At 61.3% G+C, this 15,604-nt stretch carries 15 protein-coding genes; 11 read left to right on the top strand and 4 right to left on the bottom strand.

Features of this window, described 5'->3' with window-relative positions; genetic code table 11:
* Positions 1-16 precede the first annotated feature (16 nt).
* The 6 genes from KR52_RS03200 (at position 17) to KR52_RS03175 (ending at position 6,155) form a co-directional block, all read left to right on the top strand.
* On the top strand, positions 17-496 hold the full coding sequence (locus KR52_RS03200; RefSeq protein WP_038552381.1) for an MEKHLA domain-containing protein: 480 nt from the start codon (positions 17-19) through the stop codon (positions 494-496).
* A gap of 176 nt (positions 497-672) precedes the next feature.
* Positions 673-1,065: an Hsp20/alpha crystallin family protein gene (locus tag KR52_RS03195; RefSeq protein WP_038552378.1), complete on the top strand. Its 393-nt coding sequence runs from the start codon at positions 673-675 to the stop codon at positions 1,063-1,065.
* 199 nt (positions 1,066-1,264) lie between these two features.
* Positions 1,265-2,389 carry a TRAP transporter substrate-binding protein gene (locus KR52_RS03190; protein WP_038556778.1) on the top strand — a complete coding sequence of 375 codons (1,125 nt, stop codon included), beginning with the start codon at positions 1,265-1,267 and terminating at the stop codon, positions 2,387-2,389.
* Entirely contained in the window at positions 2,386-2,958 is a 573-nt protein-coding gene (locus KR52_RS03185) for a TRAP transporter small permease subunit (RefSeq protein WP_038552376.1), read from the top strand. Before KR52_RS03190 ends, KR52_RS03185 begins: the two co-directional genes overlap by 4 nt.
* Positions 2,955-4,346 carry a TRAP transporter large permease subunit gene (locus tag KR52_RS03180; RefSeq protein WP_038552374.1) on the top strand — a complete coding sequence of 464 codons (1,392 nt, stop codon included), beginning with the start codon at positions 2,955-2,957 and terminating at the stop codon, positions 4,344-4,346. Before KR52_RS03185 ends, KR52_RS03180 begins: the two co-directional genes overlap by 4 nt.
* Before the next feature lie 36 nt (positions 4,347-4,382).
* Positions 4,383-6,155: a diflavin flavoprotein gene (locus tag KR52_RS03175; protein WP_051834256.1), complete on the top strand. Its 1,773-nt coding sequence runs from the start codon at positions 4,383-4,385 to the stop codon at positions 6,153-6,155.
* A 147-nt stretch (positions 6,156-6,302) separates the two neighbouring features.
* Here KR52_RS03175 and KR52_RS03170 read toward each other — a convergent pair whose 3' ends face one another.
* Both KR52_RS03170 and KR52_RS03165 read right to left on the bottom strand, forming a co-directional pair.
* Positions 6,303-6,701: a hypothetical protein gene (locus tag KR52_RS03170; protein WP_156957568.1), complete on the bottom strand. Its 399-nt coding sequence runs from the start codon at positions 6,699-6,701 to the stop codon at positions 6,303-6,305.
* A gap of 64 nt (positions 6,702-6,765) precedes the next feature.
* On the bottom strand, positions 6,766-7,869 hold the full coding sequence (locus KR52_RS03165) for a hypothetical protein (protein ID WP_038552369.1): 1,104 nt from the start codon (positions 7,867-7,869) through the stop codon (positions 6,766-6,768).
* Between the two features lie 50 nt (positions 7,870-7,919).
* On the opposite strand from KR52_RS03165, the gene KR52_RS03160 reads away from it, so the two are divergent.
* From KR52_RS03160 to KR52_RS03140, 5 genes are all read left to right on the top strand, one after another.
* Positions 7,920-9,722 (top strand): diflavin flavoprotein, encoded by a 1,803-nt coding sequence (locus KR52_RS03160; RefSeq protein ID WP_038552367.1) that lies wholly within the window; start codon positions 7,920-7,922, stop codon positions 9,720-9,722.
* An 80-nt stretch (positions 9,723-9,802) separates the two neighbouring features.
* Entirely contained in the window at positions 9,803-10,516 is a 714-nt protein-coding gene (locus tag KR52_RS15310; protein ID WP_038552364.1) for a rubrerythrin family protein, read from the top strand.
* Between the two features lie 126 nt (positions 10,517-10,642).
* Complete coding sequence (locus KR52_RS03150; RefSeq protein ID WP_038552362.1) at positions 10,643-11,158, top strand: NADPH-dependent FMN reductase; 516 nt, start codon at positions 10,643-10,645, stop codon at positions 11,156-11,158.
* 32 nt (positions 11,159-11,190) lie between these two features.
* Positions 11,191-11,931, top strand: coding sequence for a pirin family protein (locus KR52_RS03145; protein ID WP_038552359.1), 741 nt, complete (start codon positions 11,191-11,193; stop codon positions 11,929-11,931).
* 164 nt (positions 11,932-12,095) lie between these two features.
* A complete protein-coding gene (locus tag KR52_RS03140; protein WP_038552357.1) occupies positions 12,096-12,302 on the top strand; it encodes a hypothetical protein in 207 nt (68 codons plus the stop codon).
* A gap of 2 nt (positions 12,303-12,304) precedes the next feature.
* Here the strand turns inward: KR52_RS03140 and KR52_RS03135 are convergent, their stop codons facing one another.
* Together KR52_RS03135 and gcvP are read right to left on the bottom strand one after the other, a co-directional pair.
* Positions 12,305-12,559, bottom strand: a complete 255-nt coding sequence (locus tag KR52_RS03135) for a hypothetical protein (protein ID WP_038552353.1) — start codon at positions 12,557-12,559, stop codon at positions 12,305-12,307.
* Between the two features lie 129 nt (positions 12,560-12,688).
* Entirely contained in the window at positions 12,689-15,502 is a 2,814-nt protein-coding gene (gcvP, locus tag KR52_RS03130) for an aminomethyl-transferring glycine dehydrogenase (protein WP_253912439.1), read from the bottom strand.
* Positions 15,503-15,604: the final 102 nt, after the last annotated feature.

The following is a 15,604-nucleotide window of genomic DNA, read 5'->3' as shown; positions in this document are numbered from 1 at the left end:
GGGGCGGCCGGGAACCATGGCCAACGAGGCCGACTGGCTCAGCAAGGACAAACAGGGGCTCGCGGGATTGCTGCTGCAATCGCATCAACGGGCCTTCGCTCGGCCGCTGATCGCCTCCGCCCAACCAGGCCGCTCAAAGCGGCTGCTCTGCCAGGAGCTGTTCGCCTGCGGTTTTCCAGTGCTGGCCCACGGCACAGAGAAGGATCCAAAGCTCACGTATGCCAACGCTGCGGCCCTGCAGCTTTGGGACGCCCGCTGGGATGCGCTGATCGGCATGCCCTCACGGCTCACCGCACCGGAGAGCGAACGAGCGGAACGCAGCAGCGCCCTGGGCCAAGCCCAACGTCTCGACGCGGTACGGAACTACCGCGGCATTCGCATCAGCCGCAAAGGGCGGCGATTCATGATCAACAACGCCAAGATCTGGACCCTCTGGGATGCAGAAGAGCGGGCCTGTGGACAGGCGGCCTGCTTCAGCGACTGGTGGTGGCTTTAAGTGGCTTTAAGGAGATTCGGTTTCAACGCCATCCCTGTTGTGCCAACCGAACCTGGTGGTAGAGACCGAATGAAATCGGACGGTTCTCATCCTTCTGATTTTCATCCAAGCAGCGCAGATTGTGATGGCGGGCGATCAACCCAGTCCGCAGATGTTCATTCTTCGGAGCCATCATCATGCTGACCCTTCGCCAATCTCCCTTCGATCTGTTCGAGCGTCTCGAGCAGCAAATGGCCACGGCAGAGCGCGTCCCCAACGCCGAAATCCATGAAACCGCAACCAGCTACAGCGTGCGGCTGGAGCTGCCCGGCGTGGACCGCGACTCCATCGACATCAAGGCCACCGATCGCAATCTGGTGATCACGGCCGAGCGCCCAGCGACAGAAAGCGATGAGAGCAACGCGCCGCTGCTGAGCGAATTCCGCAACGGCACCTGGAGCCGCAGCTTCCGTTTTCCCCACAGCCTCAATCGCGACCAACTCAAGGCCAGCTATCGCGACGGCATTCTTGAAATCAAGGCCGGCAAAGCTGTGGAGCACACCAGCGTTTCAGTGACCGTGGAGAGCTGAACGTGGAGAGCTGACAGTGAAGAGCTGATGGTGGCGATACGCCCCTGGTCTCACAACCACAGCCCCCTTGAGAACGGTTCAGCCCTCCGCAACGCGGGGGGCTTTTCTGTTTGCCACAAAGTCAAGGGCTGCTGTCCACCATCGGTAGGGTAAAAAACAGGCCATGTCGCCTCCCAAGCGACGCATGCAGGACCACGCCATGCAACGTCGGCAGCTGCTCCGTAACAGTGGACAAACCATCGCCGCTGCCGCTGGCGCCGGAGTCCTGAGCGCCTGCACGATCCGTCGTGCTGATGAAAGCCGCAGCAGCGGCCTCCCCCAGGTGCGTTGGCGCATGGCCACCAGCTGGCCGATCTCGCTCGACACCATCTACGGAGGCGCTGAAACCATCTGCCAACGGGTGGCTGAGATGAGCGGGGGTGGGTTCAACATCGAGCCCTTTGCCGCCGGCGAAATCGTTCCCGGACTGGAGGTGTTGGATGCGGTGCAGGCTGGTGCTGTGGAGTGTGGCCACACGGCCAGTTACTACTACATCGGCAAAAACCCAGCCTTCGCCTTTGGCACAGCGGTGCCCTTCGGCCTGTCCGCCCAACAACAGAACGCCTGGCTTTACAACGGGGGGGGAAATGAGGCGATGGATCGCCTGTTTGGCGACTTCGGCACCAAATTCTTTCCTGCCGGCAACACCGGTGCCCAAATGGGGGGGTGGTTCAAACGCCCGATCCAGGGGCTGGCCTCCCTTCAGGGTTTGAAGATGCGCATCCCGGGCCTTGGAGGCAAGGTCATGGCCCGCCTTGGGGTGAATGTGCAGGTGCTGCCGGGTGGTGAGATCTATCTCGCGCTGGAGCGGGGTGCGATCGATGCAGCGGAATTCACCGGCCCCTACGACGATGAAAAACTGGGCCTGCATAAAGCCGCCGAGTACTACTACTACCCGGGCTGGTGGGAACCGGGACCAACCCTCTCAGCCCTGGTGAACAGGAAATCCTGGACTGCCTTGCCGAAGGAATACCAAGCGATGTTCAAGACCGCTTGTTACGAAGCCAATTTGGGCATGCTGAGCAAATACGAACAACGCAACAGCGAAGCTCTCCTGCGGCTCCAACGGCAGGGCATCCGGCTTGAGGCTTTCAGCAACGACATCTTGAATGCAGCACGCGACGCCACCAAGGAGATGTTTGCCGAATTGGCCAGAAGCGACACTGATTTTCGGAATCTGCTTGAGCAGTGGCGCCAGTTCCAGCGCGCCATCATCCGCTGGAACCGAATCAATGAACTTCCCCTGGCCAACTTCACCGCCAACGCCGAGGGGGACCAGCCATGAGCCAGCCGCCAAGAGGGATGGTGCAGCTGGTGGATCGCCTGAATGCCGGAGCGGCCTGGCTGGCCCGATGGTCTGTCCTGCTGATGCTGGCTATCGGCATCTGGAATGTGATCGGCCGCTACCTGGGGTCAGCAATCGGCGTCAATCTCAGCTCCAACGGACTCATCGAAGCCCAGTGGTACCTCTTTGATCTGATCTTTCTGTTGGGCCTGGGGTGGACTTTGCAAAAGGATGGACATGTTCGTGTTGATGTGCTCCAGAGCCGCTGGTCTGAACGTCGACGCCAGCGCCAGGAGCTGCGGGGAATCTTCGTTCTCTTGCTGCCATTTGCCTTTGGCGTGATGGCAATTGCCATCGATCCAGCCCTGCAATCCTGGAGCATCGGTGAACTGTCGCCAGACCCCGGCGGACTGCCCCGCACCTGGGTGAAATCGTTGATCCCGCTGGGTTTTCTACTGCTCGGCCTCCAGGGAATTGCTGAAGTACTGCGTCTGATCCGGGCGCCCCGCAAGGACAAGACGGAGCCCCCAACAGCGGAGGAAACGCATAACAGAGGGCCTGCCCTGTGATTGAAATTGAAGCCCTCGGCTGGGTGATCAGCTTCGACCCCTCAGCTGTACTCGCTCCAGGCATGTTCCTGGCGCTGGTCTTCGCTCTGCTCAGCGGATTCCCGGTGGCCTTCTGCCTCGGCGGCGTGGGCGTGATTTTTGCCCTGCTGGGCATGTTCAGCGGTGAAATCGAGCCTCAGTTCGTCGCCGCCCTGCCCCAACGCATCCTGGGGATCATGGCCAACTTCACCCTGTTGGCCATTCCTGCCTTTGTGTTCATGGGCGCCATGCTCGAACGTTCGGGCATTGCTGAACGTCTGCTGGAAACCATGGGTCAGCTGCTGGGCCGCCTGCGCGGCGGCCTGGCACTGGCGGTCGTGATCGTGGGATCCATGCTCGCCGCCACAACGGGCGTGGTAGCGGCAACCGTCACCACGATGGGGCTCATCTCCCTGCCGGCCATGCTGCGGGCGGGCTACGACAAAAGCCTCGCCACAGGCGTCATCGTGGCCTCCGGCACCCTCGGGCAGATCATTCCCCCCAGCATCGTTCTGGTGGTGCTGGGGGATCAGCTGGGTATCTCCGTTGGAGATCTGTTCATCGGAGCCCTCCTCCCAGGGCTGCTGATGTCGGCTGTGTTCGCCATTTACGTCCTGGTGATCAGTGCACTCAAACCACAGCTGGCACCATTACTTGAGACTGAAGTCACCAAAACGGGCAACCCGCTGCAGCTGATCCGTTCAGTGCTTCCACCGCTCGCACTGATCGTGGCGGTCCTGGGCAGCATTTTCTTCGGGATCGCTACACCCACCGAAGCCGGTGTGATCGGTGCCGTTGGCTCCATGGTTCTGGCTGCCATCAACGGTGGCTTCAGCCGCAGCCAACTCTCTGCGGTGTGCGAGAGCACCATGCGCACAACTGCAATGGTGATGGCGATCCTGATGGGCTCCACCACCTTCAGCCTGATCTTCAGGGGCGTGGGAGGCGATCAACTGATTTCCGAACTGCTCCTCAACCTGCCGGGAGGCAGGGTGGGCTTTTTGGTGTTCAGCATGTTGATTATTTTTCTGCTGGGCTTTTTCATCGATTTCTTCGAAATCGCTTTTATTGCGGTGCCCCTGTTATTGCCCGCAGCCCGTCAACTGTTGGGCCCTGAGGCGATGGTGTGGTTCGGCGTCATCATCGGAGCCAACCTGCAGACGTCCTTCCTGACACCTCCTTTCGGCTTCGCCCTGTTTTATCTGCGTGGTGTAGCCCCCGAGGAGGTGAGCACTCGAGATATCTACAGGGGAGCCCTGCCGTTTGTCGGCCTCCAAGTGGCCGTACTGGCTCTCATCATCGCCGTACCGGGACTGGTGGAGTGGCTGCCACGCCTCGCAGCGGGAGTGACCCCCGGGCCAATCACTTAACAACCTTCGTAGAGTTCAATCAACAAGCGTTCTGTCATGGTCACGGCAAGTCTGAACAGCACAGACCCTTCCGCTGTGGCACCTCGGCTCTCCTTGCAATGCAGGACCATCTCGGCCGACACGACAACGATTCGCTCGCTCGACTGGGATCGCAGCCGCTTTGACATTGAGTTCGGCCTGCGCAACGGCACCACTTACAACGCCTTTCTGGTGCAAGGGGAGCGCACCGCCCTGATCGACACCAGCCACGCGAAATTCCGTGACACGTGGATCCCACTGCTCAAGGAGCAGATCGATCCAAGCGCGATCGATGTCTTGATCGTGAGCCACACCGAACCCGACCACTCCGGTCTGATCGGTGACCTGATCGATCTCAATCCCGAGATCGAGATCGTGGGCTCGAAGGTGGCACTGCAGTTCCTGCAGGACCAGGTGCATCGGCCCTTTAAATCCCGTGCTGTGAAATCCGGAGAGGAACTGGATCTCGGCACCAATCCTGACAGCGGCATCCAGCACCGCTTCGAATTCCTCAGTGCTCCAAACCTGCACTGGCCTGACACGATCTTTTCCTTCGATCACGGCACAGGCATCCTCTACACCTGCGACGCCTTCGGCCTGCACTATTGCTCCGACGACGTCTTCGACGCCGACCCTGGGGCGATCGCTCCCGATTTTCGCTTCTACTACGACTGCCTCATGGGCCCCAACGCCCGCAGCGTGCTGCAGGCTCTCAAGCGGATGGATGGCCTGCCGGAGATCACCACCATCGCCGTAGGCCACGGCCCCCTGCTGCGCCATCACCTCAGTCACTGGATCAGCGATTACCGCGAGTGGAGCGGCCAGCGCAGCAAGGGGGAAAGTTATGCAGCCGTCTGCTACCTGAGTCAGTACGGCTTCTCCGATCGGATCAGCCAGGCCATTGCCCACGGCATCGGCAAAGCGGAGGCCCAGGTGCAACTGGTGGACCTACGGGCCACCGACCCCCAGGAGCTCACCGCCCTGATCGGCGACGCCAAGGCTGTTGTGGTGCCGACCTGGCCGTCGGATCCGGAACCGGATCTGCAGGCCTCAATCGGCACCCTGTTGGCAGCCCTCCATCCAAAGCAACTCGTAGGGGTCTATGACGCTTTTAGCGGGAACGATGAACCGATCGATGCCGTTGCCGATCAACTGAGCAGTCAGGGCCAGAAACAGGCCTTCAGCCCCTTGCGGATCAAGCAACTGCCCCAAGGAAGCGACTACCAACGCTGTGAGGAGTCGGGCACGGACCTTGGTCAACTGCTCACCAAGGAAAAGGCGATCGCAGCAATGAAGAGCCTCGATGGCGACCTCGACAAAGCCCTGGGTCGCATCAGCGGAGGCCTTTATGTGGTGACCGCCAGCCAGGGAGAGGGCGAATCGCAACGCCGCAGCGCCATGGTGGCCAGCTGGGTGAGTCAGGCCAGCTTCACCCCACCGGGCCTCACCATCGCCGTCGCCAAGGACCGCGCCATTGAAGCCCTGATGCAGGTGGGCGACCGCTTCGTGCTGAACGTTCTACGGCAGGACAACCACCAACAGCTGATGCGCCATTTCCTGAAGCGCTTCCCCCCCGGTGCCGATCGTTTCGCCGGAGTGAACGTGCTGGAGGGAACCGCCGATGGCGGCCCGGTACTCGCCGATGCCCTGGCCTTTCTGGGCTGCCGGGTGGAGCAACGGATGGAAGGCCCCGACCACTGGATCATCTATGCCGTGGTGGAGCAGGGCAACGTGGCCGATGCCGAGGCCAGCACCGCGGTGCACCACCGCAAGGTAGGAAATCACTACTGATTCCCAGCTGAAACACAATCTCCTCAAGCAAACGCTTGAAAAAGTCGGAGGATGTCCTGGCTCAAAACAGCATCATCCTTAAAAATTTCGCGCTCGTTCACTTTTCAATCCCAGGACCTGCCCCCAGCGTGTCTTACCACTCGGTGCTTACATCTCACGCCCCATCGTGCAGAACACACTGGACTGCGTCACGATCAGCTGGGCCAAAATCAGTCGTTTATTCGACTTATCCAAAAGCAACCAGTTGTCCTTTGGAATGTTCAGTGATTTGGGATCAATCGCCTGCGGATCACCGGCAATCTCTGCGCGTCGAGCAGCTTCTGTTTTGATGCATCGATCAAGCCTCGCACCGATGCCCGTCGTTTCTCTCATCTCTGACAAGAAATAGTTCAACTCATCTGTGGAGAGCTTGCCATCTGCATGAAATATCGAGCCTGGAAAGATCCCACCACATGCACCGATCAAAAGCACAACTGAAGCAAGCAAGACAATGCGACGAATCCTTGGAGCAAAACCAGCAAACATCGCGTTGAAACGTTGATTCAAAAGCTAAGAATCCATACAGCATCCCTCACCTGCATGTAACCGATTGCAGCGTGGAGACGCACCACTAAACCTGCAGCTGATCCAATGCATCCAGCAGGTTGGAGAGTACGGCACGCACGTGCTGACGCCTATGCCATTCACGGTGGTTGAGCCACTGATCCAAGCAGCGCCGCCACCAACACTCCTCAGCCGGCTGACATAGACCAACACCATGGTGTTGGGGCGCCAGAAACACCGCCGCAGCCAAGAGGTTGGTACCGAAACCCAAGACACGCCAACGTCCACTCCCTTCAAGAGACAACCCGCTCGACAGCCTCACCTCCAGAGGGGCATCGGAGGGGAGCAGCTCCAAGAGTCTCCCTGGCTGAAGCGGACGCAACAACTTCTCGATCAAATCATGGTGCGCTTCGTTCTTGGGGTGGGCCTGCACCGCCAACGTCGTTTCAGCCGGCAGGTGGCACCACGCGGAACGAACGGCACGCCTGACGTAGGAACGGTTCTCGATCATCGGTGCCTGCCGCCAGCCCAGCGATCGCCCCCCCAGGCGCCAGCGAAAGCGCCATGTCCGCAACTTGAGGTAAGGCAAACAGAGCATCACCCGCGTTGCAGAGCCGCGGTTGGTGGACGCAAACGCGACCTCAGCCATGGCCGCACGACAGGCAGCACCCAAGTCGAGCAGACAACGCAAGCGTTCTGCGTCAACGGGGTGATTCAGAGGAATCAGGGGTTCCTCTCGAACCGCAGTTCGGCCACCAGAACGGCGCAATCTCTGCAGGACCCGTTGGCGTTCCCGACGGCCGCCCCGTGAATACAAGAGCGTCTCCACTCCAATGGATTCCCCCAGCTCCACCACCTCTGAAGCCTTGTAAGCACGGAACATCTGCTGGCCTTCGCGATCGTCCAAGCGGGGCAGCAGCAACAGGCTGCAGGCTCTCAGCTCAGGCTCGATCATCACGCTGTCCCCAGCGATGAACTGGCACTGATGCCCATCCTGGGCCGCAAGATCCCGCAACAGCGGCTGAAAGGCCCGGGTCGAATGACTGAGGTCGTCGCGGTAGAGCGAGACGACCTCCAGCCGAGTCCCCCTGAGGCCTCTCCAGCGCAGATAGGCCAGAGCCGAGAGGGTGGTAATCAGCTGGGAGGAGAGAAGAACAACGCTCTGGGCCACCGGCCTGCTGCTCCCATCAACGACACGCCTACATTCAACTGGCTTCGAAGATGAGCGTGACCAGCACCGCAACCACGCGTCGCACGATCCAGCTGCCGATCGACGATGGTGTCGTTGGCCTCCGCGGTCTGAGCCCCCAACGTCACCGCTTCGAACTGGAGTACGCCCTGGAGCGGGGCAGCACCGCCAACAGTGTGTTGTTCGAAGCCGGTGACGGTGCCCCTGCTGTGCTGGTCCACCCTCCAGGGGTGGCCTACAACGCGGCCTTTCTGCCGGTGCTTGCCGAAGCCCTGCCGAGCAGCGACGCATCGCTGCTGGTGGTCGTGGGCCACGTCAACCCAAACCGGGTTGCCCTGCTGCGGAATCTGGCTGAAGCTTATGCCGGCTTGGAACTGATCGTCTCCAACCCCGGCGCGAAGCTGATCGAAGAGCTATGGAACCAACGCAAACCGGCCCCTCCCGGCGAGGCCACTGAGCAACCACCACTGCCCGAGCTGCCGCCGCTGCGGGTGATCCGCCAGGAGCAAACGCTGCCGCTCAGCCATCAGCGCAGCTTGGTGCTTCTGCCGGCCCCAACCCCCCGCTGGCCGGGCGGGTTGTTGGCGTTCGAAGAAAGCCTCGGCCTGCTGATGAGCGACAAATTCTTCAGCGCCCATCTCTGCACCGAAAGCTGGGCCGAAAGCAACCGCAGCAGCACCGAAGAAGAACGACGTCACTTCTATGACTGCCTGATGGCCCCCATGGCCAGCCAGGTGGATGCCCTGGTGGAACGGCTCGAAGAGCTCGACATCCGCACCATCGCACCAGGCCATGGCCCGGCCATCGAAGCCAGTTGGCGCAGCCTGCTGAATGACTACCGGCGCTGGGGCGAAGGCCAGCAAAACGCCAGCCTGACGGTGGCCCTGCTGTTCGCCAGCGCCTACGGCAACACCGCGGCCATTGCCGATGCCCTGGCCCGCGGCGTCAGCCGTACGGGCATCCGGGTGAGCAGCCTGAACTGCGAATTCACCCCCGCCGATGAATTGGTGAGCACGATCCAGCGTGCCGATGCCGTGTTGATTGGCTCACCAACCCTGGGGGGCCATGCCCCCACACCGATCGTGTCGGCCCTGGGCACCCTTTTGGCGGAAGGGGATCGCAGTAAGCCCGTGGGGGTGTTCGGCAGCTTCGGATGGAGTGGCGAAGCGGTCGATCTTCTGGAAACCAAACTGCGGGACGGCGGCTTCAGCTTCGGCTTCGAGCCGATCCGGGTGAAGTTCAGTCCTGATGTTGCCCGAGTGAAGGAGCTGGAGGAAACCGGTACCCGTTTCGCCCGCCAGCTGCTGCAGAGCCAGAAACGGGCCCTGCGGCGCAGTGCTGGCGGCTTGAGCGAAAGCCGCAGCGATCCAGCGGTGCTGGCGTTGGGCCGTGTGATCGGCTCCCTCTGCGTGCTCACCACACGCAAAGCCAATCTGAGCGGCGCCATGGTGGCCAGCTGGGTGAGTCAGGCCAGCTTCAATCCGCCCGGCATCACTGTGGCCGTCGCCAAGGATCGCGCCGTCGAAGCCCTACTGCACAAGGGCGATCGCTTCGCCTTGAACGTGTTGGCCGAAGGACGCGAAACAGGCCCAATGAAGCAGTTCCTCCAACCGTTCGAACCTGGAGCCGACCGCTTTGCAGGCCTGGAGCTTGAGACCAGCCCTGCTGAGCAGCCGTTGCTGCCGGATGCCCTGGCCTGGCTGGACGGCAAGGTGAGCCAACGGATGGAATGCGGCGACCACTGGCTGATCTACGCGGAAGTGGATCACGGCGGGGTGCTGGATCCAAAAGGCAGTACCGCAGTGCACCAACGCCGCAGCGGCGCCAACTACTGAGCCGGCAACCCGAACCTAGACCTAACTCATAGCTGTTATGAGTTAGGTCTAGGCTTGTGGAACGATCGCTCATCTGACTGATGGACCTCTCCAAGCCATCCACCCACACCAACCTTGAAGCGGCATTCGGTGGCGAAAGCATGGCCAACCGCAAATACCTGTTCTTTGCGGACGTGGCCAAACAACTGGGCCACAAAGACCTGGCCAAGTTGTTTCGTGATACTGCAGCCCAGGAAACGGAACACGCCTTTGCGCATTTCCGCCTGCTGCACCCCGAGCTGATGATCAGCAACCCTGATCAACTCAGCGGAGAAGAAAAGCAGGCCATCCTGAGCCGCTGCCTGGAGCTTGCCATTGAAGGCGAAACCTACGAGTACACAACGATGTATCCGGAGTTCGCCGCCCAGGCCCGGCAGGACCGGGACAGCGGAGCCGAAGCGGAGTTCGCCGAACAAAGCAGCGAATCCAAGGAGCATGCGGGCCTCTTCCGCACCGCCGCCAAGAACTTCGGCCTTCTGACCCCGATCGAGCAGCATCACGCCAAAACCTATGGCGTTGCCCTCGAAGCCCTACAAGGCAAGGGCACCGCAGGCCAAGCCGATCAACCGATCCCGGGCAAATGGATCTGCAAGGTGTGCTCGATGATCTACGACCCCGCCGAGGGGGATCCGGATTCCGGCATCGCTGCCGGCACCCCCTTTGAAGCGATTCCAGACGATTGGCAGTGCCCCATCTGCGGTGCCCGCAAAACCAGTTTTATTCCTTACTGCGAAGCGGAATTGAAAGCAGCCTGAGACTCGTCCCAACCAACACGAGCCCCAACGTCACAGCCAGGTCCGTCACCATGTCCCCCTGCGGGGCGGGCCTGGTTGTGAAAACGGTTGAGAACCAACACGATTCAGACACACGCCAAACCCTCCATGTCCTCTGATCTCGTCGTCCTGACAGCGAGCAATGGCGAGAACCTCAAACTGGCAGAACGCTTCGTGCAGGCCGCAGCAGCTCAGAACGCCAGTGCCGAACTGATCGATCTCACAGAGATCGACCTGCCTCTCTTCACACCGAGAGTCAAGGCAGTAGGGGCAGGCACTGACCTCGAGATCCTGCACGACAAGCTGCATCAAGCACCGCGCTGGGTGATCTGCGCGCCGGAATACAACGGCTCCATTCCGCCGACCCTTACCAATGCCATTGCCTGGCTCTCCGTCACAGGAGACGACTTCCGGTCCCTCTTCAATGGTCGCCCGATTGCCATGGCCACCTTCTCTGGCGGTGGCGGCATGGAACTGCTCCTGTCACTGCGCATCCAACTCACCCACCTCGGGGCTCAGGTGGTGGGGCGTCAGCTCTTGAGCAACCATGCCAAACCACCGCAGGACGAGAGCATCAGCGACCTAGTGCAGCGCCTTCTGCAGATGTCACCGCTGGAGCTCTAGGTCGAACGTCATCCATCACGCCTCTACGAACCGTGTGCGCAGCACCATCGAACAGCACATCCGCAACGGTGATCCGCCTGGCTGACGAGCGCTTTCACAGCCAACTGGACTGGCTCGACTCATGGCACAGCTTTTCCTTCGGCAGCCATCAGGATCCGAACTGGATGGGCTTTGGCCCCCTGCGGGTGATCAACGACGACACCATCGCTGCAGGCCAGGGTTTCAGCATGCACCCCCACCGCGACATGGAAATCATCACCGTGATGGTGGACGGGGAGCTGACCCATGCCGACTCCATGGGACACAGCGAAGTTCTGCGTGCCGGCGAAGTGCAGTGCATGAGCGCAGGGACCGGCCTCCTGCACAGCGAGATCAACCGAAGCAACACTCCCTGCCGATTGCTGCAGATCTGGCTGGAACCGACTCAACGAGGGCTCGAACCCGCCTATGAACAGAAGTCATTCGCACTCGGTGAGCACTGGACACCCCTGATTGCGCCAGATGGACCCGGCGAGGCAATGGCCATCGCCCGTCCCATCCACCTGTGGCGTGCTCAACCGAAACGAGGGCAGCAGCTGCCCCTGCCAACAGTGAATAAGCCGTGGCGATGGATTCAGGTGATTGAGGGCGAGCTGAACCTGCACAGCAACGGCAGGCCCAGGCGACCGCTCCGGCGGGGCGACGGACTGGGCATGAACCACGACGCAACCACACAGCAGGAGCTGATCGTTCTCAGCAACACGGCTGACGTGCTTCTCTTTGCGATGGCATGAACCATCCGCCTCGACGCGCCGGCTGGCGGGCCGTTGCAATCTCGCAATCTGATCTCCGTTTGATCACCTAAACAAAGCAATCCGGAAGAGATTCGGTGCAAGTGCGAGAGACCAGAATCTGCGCCCTGAAATGGCGGGGTCACTTTCAACCGATCCCTTGAGCGATGGGATTCATGAACGGTCAGGAGACCGCGGTGCGGTATCGCGGGTTCCTTTTGATGCCTCAAACCAACCACAGTTGGCTGGTGCGGCCGGAGCGCAGCCCGATGAGGCTGTTGCCATTCCGGACACCAACCTGCTCGTTGGCCGACGTCAAGGCCCTGCTTGACTGGCGCCTATCTCAGGAAAAAGCTGAAATCGGTGTGGCCTGAACTCAGGCCGCGGCCGGTGGCGGAGTGGGATCACCCACAGGTTGAAAAGGAATCACCAGGGTGGCCCAGTGGTCGGGCCGCTCAGGACGACTGCGGCGGGACCGGCGGGTGCCGAAGGGAACCCGAATCACATTTGTTCCTTCAATTGACAATGTATGGCCACGATTGAGGGCCGACTCAAGACCCTCCGGAAGTTGCGGGAGGGCAGGCCCTTCAGAGCTCCTGAGAGCAGATTTCTTGTTGGTGTCCCGATCCATAGTGTCCCCCGACAGACGAATCAGTTGTCGGATAGTTTGACCGAACTCGCAAGTGCGATAAACGGAATCAAACGAATTTTTCCACTTTCGGTGAAAATTTACAAGCCCTGAAGCCTTCGCACCAGAACTTCAAGCCGCGGTGGCCAGCGCGTCCACGGAAGGACAGGTGCAAACCAAGTTGCGATCGCCGAAGGCGTTATCAATACGCGCCACAGCCGGCCAGACCTTGAACTCGAGCTGGCTCTCCATTGGGAAGGCAGCCTGTTGACGGCTGTAGGGACGATCCCAGTCATCCGCTGTAACGGCAGCCAGGGTGTGCGGCGCACGCTTCAGCGGGTTGTTCTGAGGATCAATTGCGCCGGTTTGAATGGCACGAATCTCCTCACGGATGGCCACCAGGGCATCGGCAAAGCGATCAAGCTCCGCCAGGCTCTCGCTCTCGGTGGGTTCCACCATGACGGTTCCAGCCACCGGCCAGCTGACCGTGGGTGCATGGAAGCCGTAATCCATCAACCGCTTGGCGATGTCATCCACATCGATCCCCGCATCCCGCTTCAGTGGACGTAGATCAAGGATGCATTCGTGAGCCACCCGACCGGTGCTGCCTCGAAACAGGACGGGATACGAGGCATCGAGCCGATGGGCCAGATAGTTGGCCGATAACAGCGCGACGGCACTGGCCTGACGCAGGGCCTCCGCTCCCATCATCCGCAGATACATCCAGCTGATCGGGAGAATGCTGGCGCTGCCGAGCGGTGCCGCCGAAACAGGGCCGATGGCTGAGGGTGCCGAGGCCAGCAACGGATGGCCCGGGAGAAATGGCGCCAGATGCGCCGCCACACCGATGGGCCCCACACCCGGGCCACCACCACCGTGGGGGATACAAAACGTCTTGTGCAGATTGAGGTGGCAAACATCGGCGCCGAAAGCACCGGGACGGCACAGCCCCACTTGCGCATTGAGGTTGGCCCCGTCGAGGTACACCTGGCCGCCGTGCTGATGCACCACCGAACAGATCTCACGGATGCCGGCTTCGAAAACCCCATGGGTGGAGGGGTAAGTCACCATCAGCGCCGCCAGCCGATCGGCATGCTCGGCAGCCTTTGCCGCCAAATCCTGCTGATCGATGTTGCCCTCGTCATCACAGGCCACGGCCACCACCTTGAGGCCAGCCATCACGGCACTAGCTGGGTTGGTGCCATGGGCGCTGGTGGGAATCAGACAGATGTCGCGATGGGCCTCACCGCGGGAGCGGTGCCAGGCGCGAATCACCAGCAGCCCGGCGTATTCCCCTTGAGAACCGGCATTGGGCTGCAACGACACGGCGGCAAAGCCCGTCAGAGCAGCCAGCCATTGCTCCAGATCGTCGGCCAGACGGCGATAACCCTGGCCCTGATCGGCTGGAGCAAACGGATGCAATGCGGCAAAAGCAGGCCAGCTCACCGGCTGCAGCTCAGCCGCGGCATTGAGCTTCATGGTGCAACTGCCCAACGGGATCATCCCGTGCACCAACGACAGATCACGGCTCACCAACCGCTGGATGTACCGCAGCAACTCCGATTCGCTGCGGTACTGGTGAAAGACCGGCTGGCTCAGCCAGGGCTGGCTGCGTTGCGGCAGGGAGAGGGACAGGGGCTGCTCAGACTCGAGTTCCGGGGTGGCCTGACCACTGGCATCGGCCAACAGGGCGAGCAGGGCTTGCAGCTCCTGTTGATCCGAGAGCTCATCGAGGCTGATGCCGAATCCGGTGGCATCTGCCGGCGCTGCACCATCGGGCAGCACCCGCAGATTGAAACCAGCCGTTGCGGCAGCGCGGTGCACAGTCGGTGCCGACGCACAGTGGACGGTGACGGTGTCGAAACGATCGGCCAGCTCCAGCGGATAACCCAGGGCCCGCAGGCCCTGCTCCAGCTGGCTGCGCAGGCCAACAATGCGCTGAGCAATGGCCTGCAGACCATCAGGCCCGTGGTGCACCGCATAAAACGAGGCCATCACTGCCAGCAACACCTGGGCCGTGCAGATGTTGCTGGTGGCCTTGTCACGACGGATGTGCTGCTCACGCGTCTGCAACGCCAGCCGCAGCGCCGAATGACCTTCGGCATCCTTGGACTGCCCCACCAGGCGGCCGGGGATCTGACGCTTGTAGGACTCAACCGTGGCGAAAAAGGCGGCGTGCGGGCCGCCGAATCCCATCGGCACCCCCAAGCGTTGAGCGCTGCCCACAGCGATGTCTGCCCCCAGGGATCCCACGGGCGCCATCAGGGTCTGCGCCAGCGGATCGATGGCCACGGTGGCCAAAGCACCCGCCGCATGGGCCGCTTCAATAACGGCCGATGGGTCCCAGATGCAGCCATCAGCACCTGGCAATTGCAGCAGCACACCAAACACGGACGCATCAATCAGGGCCGTGCCCGGTTCGATCTGCTCGAGGACGATGCCGAGGGGAGCGGCGCGGGTCTGTAGCACAGCCCAGGTCTGCGGCATCACATTGAAGTCGACCAGGAACCGGGTCGCCTCAGCGCGCCGGCACACCCCGAAGCTGAGGCTCATGGCCTCCGCCGCTGCGGTGGCTTCATCGAGCAGCGACGCATTGGCGATCGGCAAGCCCGTGAGCTCGCTGATCAAGGTTTGAAAGTTGAGCAGAGCCTCCAGACGCCCCTGGGCAATTTCGGCCTGATACGGGGTGTAGGCGGTGTACCAAGCAGGATTTTCGAACACGTGGCGCTGAATCAACGCCGGGGTTGCTGTGCCGTAGTAGCCCAACCCGATCAGGGAACGTCGCCGGGCGTTGGCCTCACTCAGCTGGTTCAGCTGCCGGAGGGCCTCCGCCTCCCCACAACCCTCCGGCAACGCTTCGAGCGGAGGCACTGGATCGAGGATATCGGCGGGCACGACATCAGCGATGAACGCATTCAGATCGCTGTAGCCAAGTGCCTCCAGCATTCGGCTCTGTTCCGCCTGATTCGGGCCAATGTGCCGCTGCGAAAAAGGAGAAATCAACGTTTGAAGCAGCAGCCCGCCAAACGATGGTAAGAGCGGCGCCCC

Origin of the sequence: Synechococcus sp. KORDI-52 (assembly GCF_000737595.1) — a bacterium.
Classification (GTDB): Bacteria; Cyanobacteriota; Cyanobacteriia; order PCC-6307; family Cyanobiaceae; genus Parasynechococcus.
The sequence above is the reverse complement of the archived record's forward strand: the minus strand, read 5'-3'. Positions and strand labels throughout refer to the sequence as shown.